We start from the raw sequence: 15,570 nt of genomic DNA on the forward strand, positions 1-15,570 counted from the left end.
CGCGAGACCCCAAAATGGCCGAACTGATCGCGCAGTATGATGGGGAGCTGCTGGGGTCACACGGCGATCCCTTCGTGACACTTGCGCGCGCGATCGTGGGGCAGCAGGTATCGGTGGCGGCAGCCGATCGGTTGTGGGAACGGCTTACCGCTGCGGTGGATGGCGTGGTGTCACCCGAACGGGTTTGGGCGGTTGAACCTGAAGCGTTGCGCGGCGCGGGCCTTTCGGCGCGAAAAGTGGAATACCTGCGTGATTTGGCGCGACACGCGCAGGAGGGTTCGCTCGACCCGGAACGCTGGGCGGGGATGTCTGACGAGGTGATCATCGGCGCACTCACTGCGGTGCGGGGCATCGGGCGGTGGACGGCTGAGATGTTTCTGATTTTTCATCTGCTGCGCCCCGACGTCTGGCCAGCGGACGACTTGGGGTTGCGTAAAGCGTTGGTTGCGCGTTATGGGCTGCCGGCAAAGCAGCCCCTTGCGGCATGGCGCAGCGCTGGGGAGCGTTTCCGCCCGTGGCGCACCGTTGCCACCTGGTATCTGTGGCGTAGCCTCGACCCGGTGGCGGTGGCTTATTGAACGGCGCGCGCTTCTAAGGTGATTTTCCGGATTTCTGGCAGGCATGAGCCGCACACGGTGCCGCATCCGAGTTCCGCTTGTAGCCGTTCGAGGTCGGCGCCAGCCGCAACGGCACTGCGTATGGCCGTTTCACTGACCATACGACAGTTGCAGACGATGCGGCTGGATGTGAGGTCGGCAAGCGGCGGTTCCGCCAACGGAGCGAAGAGCCAGCGGTGGAATGTATCGGTTTGGGTCCCGTTCTTGATCGCTTCGCAGAGCCAATGTGCCGCCGCGGTTTCTCCGCTCAGCAGGATACCGGTCAGTTGCCGCTCAGCGATGCGCGCCCGTTTGAGGATGTGGTTGCTGCGGTCTTCGTATTGCAGAAGCTCCGGCCCGCTGAGTGCGAGGAGCGATGCCAACCGTTCCAGAAGCTCGTCTTCGGGAGGAGTGCTATGGGCGAGGGTGACGCGCAGGATCGGCCAGCGTCCTTCGTCGAGGGTCAGGGCCGCGTAAGGGAAGTTGGCCACCAGAGGGCGTAACGCTGCTTGCCATTGAAGCAGGGGTTCGATCGGGTTATCTGGGTGATCGCTTCGGCGCAGGATGACGGTTCGCCACGGCAGGTTGCATTTTTCGACGCGCACCGCTGCGTGTTTCAGGTGAGGCTGTTTGGAGAGAGGATCGGTGGCGGCCAAAGTGAGCGCATTGCTCCCTTCGCCCGAAAGAGAACGCCTGCCCCAGTGCATAGCAAGGAACAGGTGGCCGCTGCGGACTTCGTCTGCGGCGGCTACCGGCAGGATGAGTTCGCCGCGTCGGCTGCGCAGGCGCAGCAGATCCCCTTCATGCCAACCGCGCCGTTCGAGGTCGGTGCGGTTCATGCACACGACCGGTTCAGGGTCGTGGCGGAAGAGTTGCGGAATGCGTCCTGTGCGGCTCATCCCGTGCCACTGGTCGCGCAACCGTCCGGTGATGAGCAGAAAAGGGTGGCGCGCGTCGATTTGCTCGGGGAGACGGCTGCGATCGAGCGTTTGGAATCTAGCTTTGCCGTCGGGATAGGAAAAACGGTGATCGGAGAAGGGGCGCGCTTGACTTTGACCGGAGGTAAAGGGCCACTGTTGCGGTCCAAGCTGGTCGAGCGTGGCGTAGGTGAGCGTTTCGATAGCGATCTCGGTGCCCGCAGTGGTTCGGGCATAATCGAGAAAGATCGCCTCTTCGGTGGGGAAGGAAAAGAGGCGCTCGGCCCGCTCCGGTATGCCGAGGGCTTTGCCCAGATGCCGGGCGAAAGCCTGGACGATCCACCAGTCGGGTTTGGCCTCACCAGGAGGGGGTACGGCGGCGCGCACGCGGCTGATTCGCCGTTCCGAGTTGGTCATCGTTCCCTCTTTTTCACCCCAGGTGGCAGCGGGAAGAAGAAGATCGGCAAACGGGGCAGTTTCGGTATCCTGCCACGCGTCTTGGAGGACGACCCATTCGGCGCGGCGCAAGGCTTCGACAGCATGTTCCAGGTGGGGGAGCGAATGGGCCGGATTGGTGCACGCGATCCAGATGGCCTTGATCGTGCCCTCGGCAAGAGCGTCGAAGATTTCGACCGCGGTTTTTCCTGGACGCTCGGGCAGGGAGGGAATGCCCCAGAGGTGAGCGAGTTCGCTTCGGTCTTTCTCCGAGTTGGGGTTGCGGTGGCCGGGGAGGAGGGTGGCCATGGTGCCAGTCTCGCGGCCGCCCATCGCGTTGGGCTGACCGGTGAGCGAGAAGGGCCCCATGCCCGGTCGCCCGATCTTACCGGTGGCCAAGTGAAGGTGGATGAGCGCCACACCGTTGCTGGTCCCATGGATCGACTGGTTCAGTCCCTGGCACCACAAGGAGAGGGGGGACTGTGCGCTTCCGAAGCGTCGCGCTGCGTCGACGATGGTTTCTGGGCTGAGGCCGCAGATCGGCGAGACAGCGCCGGGGGTGAGCTCGGCGAGTTCACGGCGCAGAGCTTCGAACCCTTCGGTGTGCGTGGCGATGAACGCCTCGTCGATCATCCGTTCCCAGACGAGCACGTGGAGCATTGCCGCGAAGAGAAACGTGTCGGTCCCCGGTTGGATGGCCAGGTGCAGGTCTGCGTATGCGGCGGTTTCACTGCGGCGCGGGTCGATGACGAGGATCTGGCGTTCAGGATGGCGGTTTTTGGCCGCCTCGATCCGGCGGAACAGGATGGGATGGGTGATTGCAGCGTTGCTGCCTGCCAGGAGGTATAGGTCAGCGAGATCAATGTCTTCGTAGCAGCAGGGCACAGTGTCACTGCCCAAGGTGGACTTATAGGCGGTAACGGCCGAGGACATGCAGAGACGCGAGTTGGAGTCGATGTTGTTGGTGCCCACCAGTCCCCGCGCCAGTTTGTTGAAGAGATAGTAGTCTTCGGTGAGGAGTTGCCCGGAAACGTAGAAAGCAACCGCATCCGGGCCGTGGGTGGCGATGATCTGCGCGAAGCGTTCCGCGTTGAGGCGCAGCGCCGTGTCCCAGTCGGTGGGCTGGAACGCAGCGCCCCGCTTTGGGCGTATCAGAGGCCGCGTGGCCCTGCCGGTGCGTACGTGCGCTGCTGCAAGGGTTTGCCCTTTGATGCAAAGTTGTCCGCGGTTCACGGGATGGTCGGGATCGCCGCGGACGTTGAGAAGGTTGACACCGTCGGTTTCGATGGCCACCCCGCAGCCGGTGCCGCAGTAGCAGCAGACGCTCTTCACCTCGGCGATTTTGCGCCGATTCGTTACAGCGCGATCCATACCCACTCCTCTTCGACTTTGGTGGGGTAGCGTGTTACGCATCCCTTGTCAGGAGAAACCGCTTCACCGGTGGTGAGGTCGATCCGCCAACCGTGCAACGGACAGGTGACTTCATGGCCGGCGACGATTCCCTGCGAGAGCGGACCACCCTTGTGGGGACAGCGGTCGGTGACCGCGAAGAGCTGGTCGTCCCGTGTGCGAAAGAGGGCGATTGCGCCTTTGGGGGTCTCGATCCGCATTGCCCCGAGGCGTGGGATCTGCTCGAGCGGACAAACTTTTTTCCAAAGGTTCATTCGGTCATCTCCATGATGGCGTATTCTCGGTCTTGGGTTGCAACGGCTTTCTGCCAGGGATCTTCCACGCCCTGGAGCGAGTAGAGGAGCCGTTCGTAAAGTGCCTGCCTTTTCTCAGGGTTGTCGACGATCTGCGCTTTGACGTAGTCGAGGCCGACGCGGGCCAAGTAGTGGCAGGTGCGTTCGAGGTAGAAACCCTCTTCACGATAGAGTTGTAAAAAGGCCCCCACGTATTCGATGACCTCTTCTTCACTATTGACCTTGCAGAGGAATTGAGCTACTTCGGTTTTGATCCCGCCGTTGCCGCCGATGTAGATTTCGAAACCGGAGTCGACACCGATGATGCCCACATCCTTGATTCCCGATTCGGCGCAGTTGCGCGGACATCCCGAGACGGCCAGTTTGACCTTGTGTGGCGACCACATGCCGAAGAGCGCTTTTTCCAGACGAATGCCGAGTCCCATCGATTTCTGCGTGCCAAAACGGCAATGTTCGGCTCCAACGCATGTCTTTACGGTGCGCAACGATTTGCCATAGGCGTGGCCGGAAACGAGTCCAGCCTTACCCAGTTCAGCCCAGATCTTCGGCAGGTCGCTCTTCTTGACGCCAAGCAAGTCGATGCGCTGCCCGCCGGTGAGTTTGATCGTTGGGACTCGGAATTTTTCTGCCACATCGGCAATCGCTCGCAGCTCCGTCGGGTTGGTCAGACCGCCCCACATCCGGGGAACCACGCTGAAGGTGCCATCTTTCTGGATGTTGGCATGGGCCCGTTCGTTGATGAAGCGGGACTGGGGGTCGTCCTGCGCTTCGTGGGGCCAGGTGGAGATCAGATAGTAGTTGAGGGCGGGGCGACAAGTGGCGCAACCGTCTGGGGTGCGCCAACCGAGCGTCTCCATCACCTGCGGAATCGAGAGGAGCTTCTGCTCACGGATTGCTTGCCGAACTTCGGCATGGGTGAGCTCAGTGCAGTCGCAGATCGGTTTTTCGCGGGTATTGCTCGGCTGGTAAACGCTGCCGAGTACATTGGCCAGGATCTGTTCTACCAAGCCGGTGCAAGAACCGCAACTTGAGGAGGCTTTGGTGTGTTTGCGCACATCTTCCAAGGTGAAGAGGCCGTGTGCCTTGATTGCCGCGACGATTGCCCCTTTGGTGACGCCGTTACAGCCGCAGACCTCGGCGTCGTCGGGCATGGCTGCGGCGCGGTTTTCACCGCTGTGACCTGTATTTCCGAGGTGGTGGGGGCCGAACATCAGTTGGTGGCGAATTTCGGTGATGTTCTGCCGGTCTTTGATGAGCTGGAAGTACCAAGCGCCATCGACGGTGTCACCATAGAGAACGGCGCCGACCAGGTGGTCGCCTTCGATCACCAGTTTCTTGTAAACGCCAGCTGACGGGTCGGTGAAGGTGATGAAATCGCTCTGTGGCGAGCCCATGAAGTTGCCCGCCGAGAAGAGGTCGATGCCGGTGACCTTGAGTTTGGTCGAGGTGACAGAGCCGGTGTATCGGGCGATGCCGAACTCTGCGAGATGGTTGGCGCAGACCTTGGCTTGTTCGAAGAGGGGGGCTACCAGCCCGTAGGTGACGCCACGGTGTTCGACACACTCGCCAACTGCGTAGATCTTCGGGTCGTAGGTCTGGAGGGTGTCATTGACGACGATGCCGCGACGGCAGTAGAGACCGGCGCGCTGCGCCAGTTCGATGTTCGGCCGGATGCCTACGGCCATGACGACGAGGTCAGCTTCCACTCGGGAGCCGTCGGCGAACTCGACGCTATGCACCCGCCCATCGGGACCTGGGTGAAGCGCTCGAGTTTCGGTCTGAAGCATGAAACGCAACCCTTTTGCTTCCAGCGATTTTTGCAGCAGTTCCCCGGCATAGCGGTCAAGTTGGCGCTCGAGCAACCATGCTCCGATATGGACCACCGTTACCGTCATTCCGCGCAGCGCCAGTCCGTTGGCTGCTTCCAGGCCGAGAAGCCCCCCACCGATGACGACCGCATGGCGGTAGTTTCGGCTGGCTTCGATCATCGCTTCGGTGTCGGCGATGTCACGCCAGCAGATCACGCCGGGAAGGTCGTTTCCAGGAACCGGCAGGATGACCGGTGAAGATCCGGTGGCAAGGAGTAGGCGGTCGTATTCGGCGCTCGTGCCGTCTTCGGCGACGACCCGTTGGGCAATGCGGTCGATTTCGACGACTCGCTTCCCGAGGTGCAGTCGGATGCCATGGGTTTCGTACCAGTTGGGGTCGTTGAGGATCGTCTCGTCGAACAATGTCTCTCCAGCAAGAACCGACGAGAGGAGGATGCGGTTGTAGTTGGGGTGGGGTTCGGCGCCGAACACGGTAATGTCGTAGCGGTCCGGCGCCAATTTCAGCAACTCTTCCAGGGTTCGGCAGCCGGCCATGCCGTTGCCGACCACGACAAGACGTGGTTTTTTCATGCGAGGACTCCTTCTTCGAAACGGCGAGCCTGTTTGGCGTAGAGAAAGTCGAGGACCTGCGCGCGCAGGGCGGCGTAGGTGGGATCTTTGGAAAGTGTCAGACGGTTGCGCGGCCGCGGTAAGTTGATGGGGAGAATTTCGCCGATGGTCGCCTCAGGTCCATTGGTCATCATGACGATGCGGTCGGAGAGCAGAACCGCCTCGTCTACGTCGTGTGTGATCATAATCACAGTGTTTTTGAGCGTTTCCTGAATTTCCATCAGCGAATCCTGGAGGTGGGCGCGGGTAAGGGCGTCGAGTGCGCCGAACGGTTCGTCCATCAGCAAGACCTCCGGTTGCATGGCTAGTGCACGGGCGATACCCACCCGTTGCTTCATCCCTCCCGAGATCTCGGCCGGATACTTGTGGCGGGCGTGGTCCATATGGACGAGTTTCAAGTTGTGCTCGATCCACTCCTTTTTCCATGATGAGGGTTTGTCACGAAACACTTGGTCGACGGCCAGTTTGACGTTTTCATAGACGTTCAACCAGGGCAGGAGGGAGTGGTTCTGAAAGACCACAGCGCGTTCGGGACCGGGTTCGCGCACCTCCTTGTTGTTGAGCAGGACCACCCCTTCGGTGGGCTGATAGAGACCGGCGATGATGTTGAGCACGGTCGATTTGCCACAGCCCGAGTGGCCGATGAGCGAGAGGAACTCGCCCTTGGCGATCTTGAGGTTGATGTCGCGCAACGCCCGGAATGGGCCTTTCGACGTGGGAAATTCGATGCTGACTTGACAGAGTTCGAGGTGGGGGCGAGGGGAATTCATGCGTGCCGCTCCTTTTCAGCGCAGTGTGGCCGTTTTGTCCCAGGAGACCCACCGTTGGGCGAGCAGCATCAACCGGTCGAGGAGGAAACCGATGATGCCGATGGTGACCACAGCCACCATGATCCGAGCCAGAGATTGGGAACTTCCGTTCTGGAATTCGTCCCAGACGAATTTGCCGAGCCCCGGGTTCTGGGCGAGCATCTCCGCAGCGATGAGCACCATCCAGGCGATTCCGAGCGAGATGCGCAGCCCTGTGAACATGCTGGGGATGGTGCAAGGCAGGACGATCTTGCGCAGATGGGTCAGGGGGCTCAGACGCAACACGCGGCTGACGTTGAGCATGTCACGGGTGACGCTGCCGACACCGGCCGCGGTGTTGATGATGGTGGGCCAGAGGCTGCAGAGCATTACGACGAACATCGAGGTGAGGTACGCTTTGTCGAACAAGGGCGATTCGCTCTTATAGACGGCCGAGATCACGATGGTCACCAATGGCAGCCAGGCGAGCGGTGAGATCGGTTTCAACACCTGGATGATCGGGTTGATCGCCGAATAAGCGGTTTTGTTGATTCCGATGAGCAACCCGACCGGTATGGCGATCAGCGAACCCAGCAGGAAGCCGGGAGCTATGCTCGAAACTGGTGTACGGAGTGATTGAAAAGGGCGGCGTACTCTGCTGAAATCGGTTTTACCGAACTGATGAACAGCAAAGGAGCACGCCACCATGAGTAAAGATAACATCGTTTCTTTGTTGATGCCAGGGGGTATCGAGGACTCGTTGACGGAGTTGCTGCGCAATGGCGCCAGGCGACTGATTCAGCAAGCGATCGAGGCGGAGCTGGCCGAGATGCTGGCAAAGTATGAGGGGCAGACAGACGAACAGGGGCGCCGTGCGGTGGTTCGCAATGGTTATCTGCCGGAGCGGGAAATTCTGACCGGCGTAGGACCGGTAACGGTGAAGGTGCCGAAGGTGCGCAGCCGTGGGAAGGAATCGGTGGTATTTCGCTCCTCACTGGTGCCGCCGTATGTGCGCAAAGCCCGTCGGGTGGAGGCCGCTCTGCCGTGGCTCTACCTGAAGGGCATCTCGACCGGCCAGATGAAAGAGGCCCTGGAGGTGCTCGTCGGCCCCGAGGCAAAAGGGCTGTCTGCTTCGGTGATTGGCCGCCTGAAACGGGAGTGGGAAGCGGAATATACCGAATGGTGCCAGCGGGACATGAGAGGGGTGCGCTGGGTTTATTGGTGGGCAGACGCCATCTACAGCGGCCTGAGGGCCGAGGGCCAGAAGCTGTGCGCCCTGGTGATCATCGGCGTCAACGAATGGGGCGAGAAACATTTTCTGACCATCGAGGATGGCATTCGGGAATCGACCCAGAGCTGGCGGGAGGTGCTGCTGGGGCTGAAGCAGCGCGGCCTTGATGTGCCGCCGAAACTGGCAGTAGGCGACGGCGCCTTGGGCTTCTGGGCGGCGCTCGAGGAAGTGTATCCCGAAACCCGTCACCAGCGCTGCTGGGTGCACAAGACGGCCAACGTACTGAACTACCTGCCCAAAGCCGTTCAGCCCAAGGTCAAGAAAGCCTTGCAGGAGATCTGGATGGCCGAAGACCGGGCATCAGCCCACAAGGCCTTCGACCATTTCGTTGCGACATACCAAGCCAAATACGCGAAGGCGGTGACCTGCCTGGAAAAGGACCGGGAGGCCCTTCTGGCCTTCTACGACTTTCCGGCCGAACACTGGGTGCATATTCGCACGACCAATCCCATTGAGTCGGCCTTTGCCACGATTCGCCACCGGAGTGACCAGGCCAAAGGCTGCGTGAGCCGAAACACCCTGCTGGCAACGTTGTACAAACTGGGAATGAGCGCACAGAAACGCTGGCGGCGGATACGAGGGTTCAACTACCTTGCCAAGGTTGTCGAAGGAGTAAAGTTCAGGGACGGAGTGGAAGTCAATGACAAACGCGAAACCGACGAAAGCAGGAACGCCGCCTGATCAGGTCATACACCAGATTTGACTATAGCTCGGAAGCCGGAGGCGACGGTGATGAGGCTGCGCTGAATTTTGTCGAGATAGGTCGGCATTCCTCTGTATTCGCGCCAGACGATTTTGGCATTCGGGTTTTCCTGCAGCTTTTTCTCGTTGAGAATGCGCTGCCGCTCGTAAAACTTTTGTTCACGAACCTTTTCCTGCTGGTACTCTTCGATCAGGTTGGTGAACTGTTGCCAAGTTTCGATCGGGCCAGGAAATTTCCCTAGCGAGGTATCGATTTGGCTGGCAACGCCTTGCCAAACGGCCAGAAATAGAGTGAGGCCGATTAGCGGAGCGAGCAGGGAACGCAGGGGGGGCAAGCGAAATGGGACCATATCGTTCCTCATGCGTCTTTTCTCTTTTCAGGCGTTACGCCTTTTCGTTTCCTTTGAGCCCAATCGGCAACGAATCGATGTAGCGGTTGGGAAACCTTCCGTCGTACGGGATTCCATCGATGAATCCCCGCTGGACAGGGCGAAAACCGTCGCTTTTCCAGACTTCTTCCGGAAAATCGGATTCATTCATGATCCCTTCTGCAATCAGGGATTCGACTGCGGCTTTGTATAGGTCTGGGCGATAGACCTTTTTCGCCGTCTCGAAATACCAGTCGTCCGGCCGTTGTTCCGGTATCTGGCCCCATCGCCGCATTTGAGTCAAATACCAGATGGCGTCGGAGTAGTATGGGTATGGAGCGTTGTAACGGAAGAAGACGTTGAAGTCGGGGGCCGCTCTTCTGTCTCCCCGCTCGTATTCGAAGAATCCGGTCATCGAGTTGGCGATCACGTCGTAATCGGCACCAACATAGTAGGGGCGGGAGAGGATCTTGACCGCTTCCGGTCGGTTCTTGTTGTTTTCCTGATCGAGCCAGTATTGGGCACGGATCAGTGCACGTACGATGCGAATGGTGGTGTTCGGGAATTTTTCGGCAAATTCGCGGCGAATACCGAAGACCTTTTCTGGGTTGTTCTTCCAGATCTCATCGTCGGAGATGACGGCTACGCCGATGCCGCGCATCACCGCTTGCTGGTTCCACGGTTCTCCGACACAGTAGCCGTCGATCGTTCCCGCCTCCAGAGTGGCCGGCATTTGGGGCGGTGGGGTGACCGAGAGGTGGACTTGCGCTTGAATGGTACCGGCGGTGTCTCCCCGTTGTGGGGCATAGTAGCCAGGATGGAGTCCTCCGGCCGCCAACCAGTAACGCAATTCGTAGTTGTGGGTGGAGACGGGAAAGACCATCCCCATCTTGAACAGCTTTCCTTCTTTCCGGTATTGCTCGACCACCGGCTTGAGGTATTCGGCGCCTATCGGGTGCTTCGGCTTGCCGTTTTCTTGGGGGATCGATGGTTTCATCATCTCCCACACCGCGTTGGAGACGGTAATCGCGTTGCCGTTGAGATCCAGCGAGATCGGCGTGATGATGTCTGCCTGGGTGCTATAGCCGATGGTTGCGGCAATGGGCTGACCAGCCAGCATGTGGGCGCCATCGAGTTGACCATCGATCACCCGGTCGAGCAAAACTTTCCAGTTGGCCTGTGCCTCGAGCTCGACGTAGAGCCCTTCTTCTTCGAAATAGCCGAGCTCTTTGGCGATGGCGAACGGCGCCATATCGGTAAGTTTGATGAAACCGAATTTCAGATCCGCTTTTTCGGGTTCTCCCAGCTTTGCCGAGGCCTGTGCCGGTGTGCGCACGAGTCCAGCGGAAAGGCCAAAGACCGTTGCAGCCACGGCGGCCCCTTTTTTCATGAAGGTTCTCCGACCGATCAGAGTGGTCAATTTCCCGTCTTGCTTGCTGCTCATTTTTCGCTTCCCCTCTTTATTTGATTCGGCTGGTTTCACAATCATCTTTCCAGCAAGTAACGTGCCATCAATTACGGGCGTTGAAAAACCGATTTTTTTTGAGGTTCGGTCGAATGTTGCACCGCAGCAGTGCGCGATTGCGATGATTTCGTGCGCTGTGTCACCATTTCGGTGCAGGGCGATTGCTCGTTGCTTACTGGAGCAACATGGGGTGGGTTAGAATCAGTACCAGCAGACAAAAAAAGAGGATGAATGAGACGGTTTTCCAGAAGAGGAGCGGGTCGCGGTCGTGGAACGATCGGTTATGCATGGGGACGAAGTCGGGATTGGGGTGGCGCAAATCGTGGATAAATTCGGAGAGGCTCTCGTACCGTTTTTCCGCTCGGGGGTGGACGGCTTTTCGAATCGCTGCGTCGACCCAGAAGGGGACGGCAACGCCCCGCTCGCGCAGTGAACGGTAGCGCAGTCGGTAAAGCTCCTCTTTGCTCACGATCTTGGCGGCATCGGTGCCATAGGGAAGGCGGCCGCCGCTCAACATTTGGTAAGCGATGACGCCGAGCGAGTAGAGGTCGGATCGTTTCGAACCCCGTTCCCCGAGGAAATACTCCGGGGCCAGGTAGGGAACGGCGCCGGGTGGGACCGGTTCGTCCTTGGGGATCTCTTCAACCCAACCTGCGATCTGCGCCGAGCCGAAGTCGATCACTTTGACGTTACCGTTGGGTTCGATGAGGATGTTCTGAGGACGAAGGTCGCGGTGAATGATCTCTTGCCGGTGGAGCGCCCGAAGCCCTTTGGCGATCTGTTCGACGATCACACGGACCGTTTCGAGATCGGGTGTGGGGTTGTCTTTCATCCACTGGTCGAGTGTCTGTCCTTCGATGTAGGTAAAAACCGAATAGAGTGCGGTGGGTAGGGTGGTGCGTTCGGCGGTCTTGACCAGGTGGGGGCTGTCGATACGGCGGGCGATCCACTCTTCCATCAGGAAGCGTTCGAGGTAGTCGGGGTTGTGGGCGAATTCGGTTGCTGGCGCCTTGATGATGACTCGAGCGTCACTCCCGTCCTGCTGTGCGAGGTATAGGTGGCTGCGGGGGCCACGGTATAGCTCGCGGATGATGCGGTAACCATCGAGCTCGCTCTGCGGGCGAAGCTCTCCTGGCAGTGGCAGACGAGCCGCCTCCTCGCTCAGCTCATCCTGCTCTGGGGACGGAAGTTGCTCGATGCGCACGATTTGGATGGTGAGGTTGTCGTCGCTGCCGCGATCGAGCGCTGCTGCAACGATCCGTTTTGCAGCCAGGTCGAGGTCGTTTGGGTTTTCCCGGATGAGCTGGGCGATTTTGGCGTCGGGAAGGTGCTCGTAGACGCCGTCAGTCATCAGGATCAGGATGGCACCCACCTCGACGGTGTAGTGCTGATAGTCCATCTCCAGTTGTTCGCGCATCCCGAGGGCACGAGTGAGGTAGCTCTTCTCTCCTTCCCAGACGCGATGTGCTTCGCTAAGGTGGACCAACTGGTCGCCGACGAGGTGGCAGATCCGCGTGTCGCCGATGTGAAACAGGTGCGCGGAGCGCGATTTGAGTACGATCGCGCTGAAGGTGCAGACGTATCCCTGGTCGAGGTCGAAGCGGCCTGGCCGATGGCGTGACTGGGCGTACAGCCAGGAATTGGTGGCCGCCATGACCCGACGCACGGCGTTTTTCACTGACCAAGCTTCCGAAGTGTCGTAATAGTCGGTGAGAAGACTTTTTACCGCCGTTTCTGCCGCGATATGGCTCACCGCACTACTGCTGATGCCATCGGCGATGGCTACGGCGATCCCTTTCGTCCGGAGAAGATGGCGAGGGGGGCAAAGGTAACCGTGGAAATCTTGGTTGACCGCTTTGCGCCCCTTGTCCGAATACTGCCCGACACTGACCTGCAACATGTTCGCGTTCCGCCAAGGGGCCTCGTTCCCAGGTAGGGGGGCGAGGCGTGAGGAACTCAGAGGCTTGCCTTCAGCGTCTCTGCGTGCCGATGGAGGGAGCTGCTGGGTTCGCGATCGCTTTTGCCAGCGTTCCGGCCATTCTTGAGCAGTCGCTCTGGGCTGGTCCGAACGTGGGTGTAGTAGAGCGGAAGTCCGACGAGGAGAAATCCGCCCACGAGGTTGCCCAGCGCGGTTGGGATTTCGTTCCAGATGAAATAGTCGGCAAGGGTGAAGTCGCCCCCCATGATCATAGAGAAGGGGAAGAGGAACATGTTGACGATCGAATGTTCGAATCCCATGTAGAAGAAGAGCATGATCGGCATCCACATCGCGGCCATCTTGCCGGTGGCGGAGGTCGAGATCATCGCGCCGACTACGCCCATGGAGACCATCCAGTTACATAGCATGCCCCGGATGAAGATGGTGAACCATCCTTCGATGCCATGTGCCTTGTAACCGAGCGTCCGCCCTTCGCCGATATGCCCCACTTTCTCGGCAATCACCCCACCATCGGTGGAGTAACCATAGGTGAGGATGAAGGACATCAGGAAGGCAACGAAGAGCGCACCGGCGAAATTGCCGATGAAGACCAGTCCCCAGTTGCGGAGTACTTCAGAAACGGTGACTCCAGGACGCTTGTCGAGCAGCGCAAGCGGCACCAGCGTGAACACCCCTGTGAGGAGGTCGAACTTCATCAGGTAGAGCATGATGAAGCCGACCGGAAAGAGGATCGCACCGAGTAACGGCGATCCCGTGTTGACAGTGACGGTGATCGCAAATATTGCGGCCAGCCCGAGGATGGCGCCCGCCATGAAGGCGCGGATGAGCGTATCCTTGGTGGACATGTACACCTTGGATTCGCCCTGATCGACCATCTTGGTGACGAATTCGCTGGGTTCGAGATACGACATGGTGAAACCTCCTTCAATCCTTGTGAAACTGTGTCATTTCGGTGCGTACCCGTGGGCGGTTGGCCGACCTTAGGCCAAGTCTGCCCGAGTGTTTTTCAGCAAAATTGATGCCTAAGATGTATGTTATTGAAATAAAACAACAAAAAAATCGCGAGGTTGCGCTTTATAGGGGGGCGTTGTTGAAGTTTGGTGCACTGCACCAAAATCGTGCATGAAAGAAGCGCGGACGCGCACCTGAAAGTGGCCTGCTGGAGTCCGTTTATGGCTCCGGCAGGTCGCTTCGGTTAGCAACGATGAAACAAAAATATTCGAAGGGTGTTGTCCCTAAAGCGCATCCCCCTTTTGTGCGCGGGGGAGAGCGGTAGGGCTATTCCGGTTGGTGAGGAAGGGTAGCGGTTGCCGTCAGCGTCCGTTCTGCGACTGCTTCGCTGCGTGATCGAGCCGTTTCGCCTCTGCCTCGCTGATGAATTCGAAGACGCGCACCACCCGCTTCACCCCCGAGGTGGTGCGAGCGACATAGGTGGCGGCGTCGCCTTCCCGACGCGTCACGAGCCCCATCAGGTAGACGACTCCCCCTTCGGTAACCACCTTGACGAGGTGGGCGGGGACATCACGATTGCCGACCAACCGCGCTTTGACTTGCGTGGTGAGCGATGCGTCGTTGGCGCGTGACGCCAGAGACGACGGCGCAGCGATGATCAGTTCATTGACGACGGCGCGGACGTTTTCGGTTTGTTTGGCGAGCGTTTCCGCGCGTTGTTTGGCCGCTTCGTCGGGGACTTCGCCCGTCAGCAGCACGATGCGGTTGTAGGAGGTGACATTGACATGGGCGCGATCGCCGAGCGCTTTTTGGATTGCGCTACTGATCTTCCATTCCAGTTGTTCGTCTTCGACGATCGCGCCGGCAGTTCGCCGGTCCGCGGCAACCGCTGCGGTCGCGGCGACAACGGTAGCGACCGCGGGGAAGCAGCCCGACAACGTGGGGGTGAGCACCGCTAACCCCAGGGTGAGCAACAGGGTCGTTTTTTTCATACCAGTTCTCCAAACAAGAGTTGTTCCCAGGTTTCGGTCAGGGCGTTGAGCAGGAAAAGGAGCAGTTCGTCCTGCTGTGCGGGGGGAAGTTCCGGCAGCGCCACAGGAACGTCGCCACCGCGCAGTTGCGACCAGATGTGTTCGTCCGGGTCATGGCCGATCACGATCAAGGGAGATCCCGCTTCGAGTGCGGTGCGCATCGCGGCGCGTATGGTTTCGCTGGGTTCATGACCGAGCAGGATCATGACGCAGTCGCCAGGCTGAGCCAAAACGTCCAGCGGCTGTCCGTGCGGCGGCGGCGTTGTAGCGGCGGGCAGGTGAACCGCGGCAAAAGGGGGGCGCTCGCGTTCGAGTCCGTACCAAAGCCGTTCGATGAAATGGGCAGCAAGGTAGTGGGTCCCTGGGCCGCTCACGATCCACAGTCGGTGGCCGCTCAAGACCGTTTGCGCCAGAATTTCCGCTGCGGCAGCAAGCGGGGGCGCCAAGGCGTCGACGGTCTCCCGGTAGAGGCTTTGCTGAAACGCAAAGCGGTCGCTTAGGGCTTCGATCAGATCCATACGGCGCAGTTTACCAGGGGGAAGGGGCAAATGCGTTGGGGATCCACTCAGGCGTCTCAAGGGTCCCGGTAAATGCCAAAAGGTCGCAACGCATCGCGCGATGGGCATGCTGACGCCCTTCACGGCCGTTTAGCCAGTAGCGAATCGCGGCGGTCAGGCGTTGCTGCTTGGTAGGGGTGACGCTCTCTACTGCCGAGCCATAACGGGCGGAGCGGCGATGGCGGACTTCGATGAAAACCAGTGTTGCCCCATCCAGGGCAATGATGTCGATCTCGCCGCGTCGGCACCGGACGTTGCGGGCAATGACCGTCCAGCCGCGTTCATAGCACCATTGCGCCGCTCGGTTTTCGAAATGGGCGCCGGTGGTGCGGGAATCCGAAGAGAGGCGGGTGGCAGATGTGCGAGAATCGGACAATGGCATATGGGGA

The 15,570-nt window shown here is 59.6% G+C and carries 13 protein-coding genes and 1 pseudogene; 2 read left to right on the top strand and 12 right to left on the bottom strand.

The window, feature by feature from the left end; all coding sequences use genetic code 11:
- Nucleotides 1-14: 14 nt before the first annotated feature.
- Nucleotides 15-578, top strand: a complete 564-nt coding sequence (locus ACYQ4Z_RS02830; protein ID WP_346731606.1) for a DNA-3-methyladenine glycosylase family protein — start codon at nt 15-17, stop codon at nt 576-578.
- On the opposite strand, the gene ACYQ4Z_RS02835 is transcribed toward ACYQ4Z_RS02830, so the two are convergent.
- The 5 genes and pseudogenes from ACYQ4Z_RS02835 to ACYQ4Z_RS02855 form a co-directional block, all read right to left on the bottom strand.
- A complete protein-coding gene (locus ACYQ4Z_RS02835; protein WP_459859979.1) occupies nt 572-3,319 on the bottom strand; it encodes a nitrate reductase in 2,748 nt (915 codons plus the stop codon). The two genes, ACYQ4Z_RS02830 and ACYQ4Z_RS02835, sit on opposite strands and share 7 nt — an antisense overlap.
- Nucleotides 3,304-3,612, bottom strand: coding sequence for a nitrite reductase small subunit NirD (gene nirD / locus ACYQ4Z_RS02840; RefSeq protein ID WP_119334799.1), 309 nt, complete (start codon nt 3,610-3,612; stop codon nt 3,304-3,306). Before nirD ends, ACYQ4Z_RS02835 begins: the two co-directional genes overlap by 16 nt.
- Nucleotides 3,609-6,050 (bottom strand): nitrite reductase large subunit NirB, encoded by a 2,442-nt coding sequence (gene nirB / locus ACYQ4Z_RS02845; RefSeq protein WP_459859981.1) that lies wholly within the window; start codon nt 6,048-6,050, stop codon nt 3,609-3,611. Before nirB ends, nirD begins: the two co-directional genes overlap by 4 nt.
- Nucleotides 6,047-6,859: an ABC transporter ATP-binding protein gene (locus ACYQ4Z_RS02850; protein WP_219972557.1), complete on the bottom strand. Its 813-nt coding sequence runs from the start codon at nt 6,857-6,859 to the stop codon at nt 6,047-6,049. Before ACYQ4Z_RS02850 ends, nirB begins: the two co-directional genes overlap by 4 nt.
- 15 nt (nt 6,860-6,874) lie before the next feature.
- Nucleotides 6,875-7,519: pseudogene (locus ACYQ4Z_RS02855) on the bottom strand (ABC transporter permease); the annotation flags it as partial.
- A gap of 64 nt (nt 7,520-7,583) precedes the next feature.
- Here ACYQ4Z_RS02855 and ACYQ4Z_RS02860 point away from each other — a divergent pair.
- Entirely contained in the window at nt 7,584-8,849 is a 1,266-nt protein-coding gene (locus ACYQ4Z_RS02860; RefSeq protein WP_287683922.1) for an IS256 family transposase, read from the top strand.
- 5 nt (nt 8,850-8,854) lie between these two features.
- On the opposite strand, the gene ACYQ4Z_RS02865 is transcribed toward ACYQ4Z_RS02860, so the two are convergent.
- The 7 genes from ACYQ4Z_RS02865 to ACYQ4Z_RS02895 all read right to left on the bottom strand — a co-directional run bounded on the left by ACYQ4Z_RS02865 (nt 8,855) and on the right by ACYQ4Z_RS02895 (nt 15,563).
- Nucleotides 8,855-9,220: a hypothetical protein gene (locus tag ACYQ4Z_RS02865; RefSeq protein WP_459859983.1), complete on the bottom strand. Its 366-nt coding sequence runs from the start codon at nt 9,218-9,220 to the stop codon at nt 8,855-8,857.
- A 34-nt stretch (nt 9,221-9,254) separates the two neighbouring features.
- Entirely contained in the window at nt 9,255-10,682 is a 1,428-nt protein-coding gene (locus tag ACYQ4Z_RS02870) for a CmpA/NrtA family ABC transporter substrate-binding protein (RefSeq protein WP_459859985.1), read from the bottom strand.
- Nucleotides 10,683-10,875: 193 nt separating this feature from the next.
- Nucleotides 10,876-12,603, bottom strand: a complete 1,728-nt coding sequence (locus ACYQ4Z_RS02875) for a bifunctional protein-serine/threonine kinase/phosphatase (protein ID WP_459859987.1) — start codon at nt 12,601-12,603, stop codon at nt 10,876-10,878.
- Between the two features lie 56 nt (nt 12,604-12,659).
- Nucleotides 12,660-13,553, bottom strand: a complete 894-nt coding sequence (locus ACYQ4Z_RS02880) for a formate/nitrite transporter family protein (protein WP_459859989.1) — start codon at nt 13,551-13,553, stop codon at nt 12,660-12,662.
- A gap of 402 nt (nt 13,554-13,955) precedes the next feature.
- Nucleotides 13,956-14,585: a BON domain-containing protein gene (locus ACYQ4Z_RS02885; RefSeq protein WP_459859990.1), complete on the bottom strand. Its 630-nt coding sequence runs from the start codon at nt 14,583-14,585 to the stop codon at nt 13,956-13,958.
- Nucleotides 14,582-15,142: a phosphoheptose isomerase family protein gene (locus tag ACYQ4Z_RS02890; RefSeq protein ID WP_219972552.1), complete on the bottom strand. Its 561-nt coding sequence runs from the start codon at nt 15,140-15,142 to the stop codon at nt 14,582-14,584. Before ACYQ4Z_RS02890 ends, ACYQ4Z_RS02885 begins: the two co-directional genes overlap by 4 nt.
- A gap of 10 nt (nt 15,143-15,152) precedes the next feature.
- The gene (locus ACYQ4Z_RS02895) at nt 15,153-15,563 is read right to left on the bottom strand and encodes a YraN family protein (protein WP_219972551.1); all 411 of its coding nucleotides are present in this window, start codon (nt 15,561-15,563) and stop codon (nt 15,153-15,155) included.
- Nucleotides 15,564-15,570 lie beyond the last annotated feature (7 nt).

It is taken from the genome of Hydrogenophilus hirschii, from assembly GCF_054656675.1.

Coding starts and splice junctions, on each gene's coding strand:
- ACYQ4Z_RS02830 (WP_346731606.1), top strand. CDS start 15: ATGGCCGAACTGATCGCGCAGTATGATGGGGAGCTGCTGGGGTCACAC.
- ACYQ4Z_RS02835 (WP_459859979.1), bottom strand. CDS start 3,319: ATGGATCGCGCTGTAACGAATCGGCGCAAAATCGCCGAGGTGAAGAGC.
- nirD (WP_119334799.1), bottom strand. CDS start 3,612: ATGAACCTTTGGAAAAAAGTTTGTCCGCTCGAGCAGATCCCACGCCTC.
- nirB (WP_459859981.1), bottom strand. CDS start 6,050: ATGAAAAAACCACGTCTTGTCGTGGTCGGCAACGGCATGGCCGGCTGC.
- ACYQ4Z_RS02850 (WP_219972557.1), bottom strand. CDS start 6,859: ATGAATTCCCCTCGCCCCCACCTCGAACTCTGTCAAGTCAGCATCGAA.
- ACYQ4Z_RS02860 (WP_287683922.1), top strand. CDS start 7,584: ATGAGTAAAGATAACATCGTTTCTTTGTTGATGCCAGGGGGTATCGAG.
- ACYQ4Z_RS02865 (WP_459859983.1), bottom strand. CDS start 9,220: ATGGTCCCATTTCGCTTGCCCCCCCTGCGTTCCCTGCTCGCTCCGCTA.
- ACYQ4Z_RS02870 (WP_459859985.1), bottom strand. CDS start 10,682: ATGAGCAGCAAGCAAGACGGGAAATTGACCACTCTGATCGGTCGGAGA.
- ACYQ4Z_RS02875 (WP_459859987.1), bottom strand. CDS start 12,603: ATGTTGCAGGTCAGTGTCGGGCAGTATTCGGACAAGGGGCGCAAAGCG.
- ACYQ4Z_RS02880 (WP_459859989.1), bottom strand. CDS start 13,553: ATGTCGTATCTCGAACCCAGCGAATTCGTCACCAAGATGGTCGATCAG.
- ACYQ4Z_RS02885 (WP_459859990.1), bottom strand. CDS start 14,585: ATGAAAAAAACGACCCTGTTGCTCACCCTGGGGTTAGCGGTGCTCACC.
- ACYQ4Z_RS02890 (WP_219972552.1), bottom strand. CDS start 15,142: ATGGATCTGATCGAAGCCCTAAGCGACCGCTTTGCGTTTCAGCAAAGC.
- ACYQ4Z_RS02895 (WP_219972551.1), bottom strand. CDS start 15,563: ATGCCATTGTCCGATTCTCGCACATCTGCCACCCGCCTCTCTTCGGAT.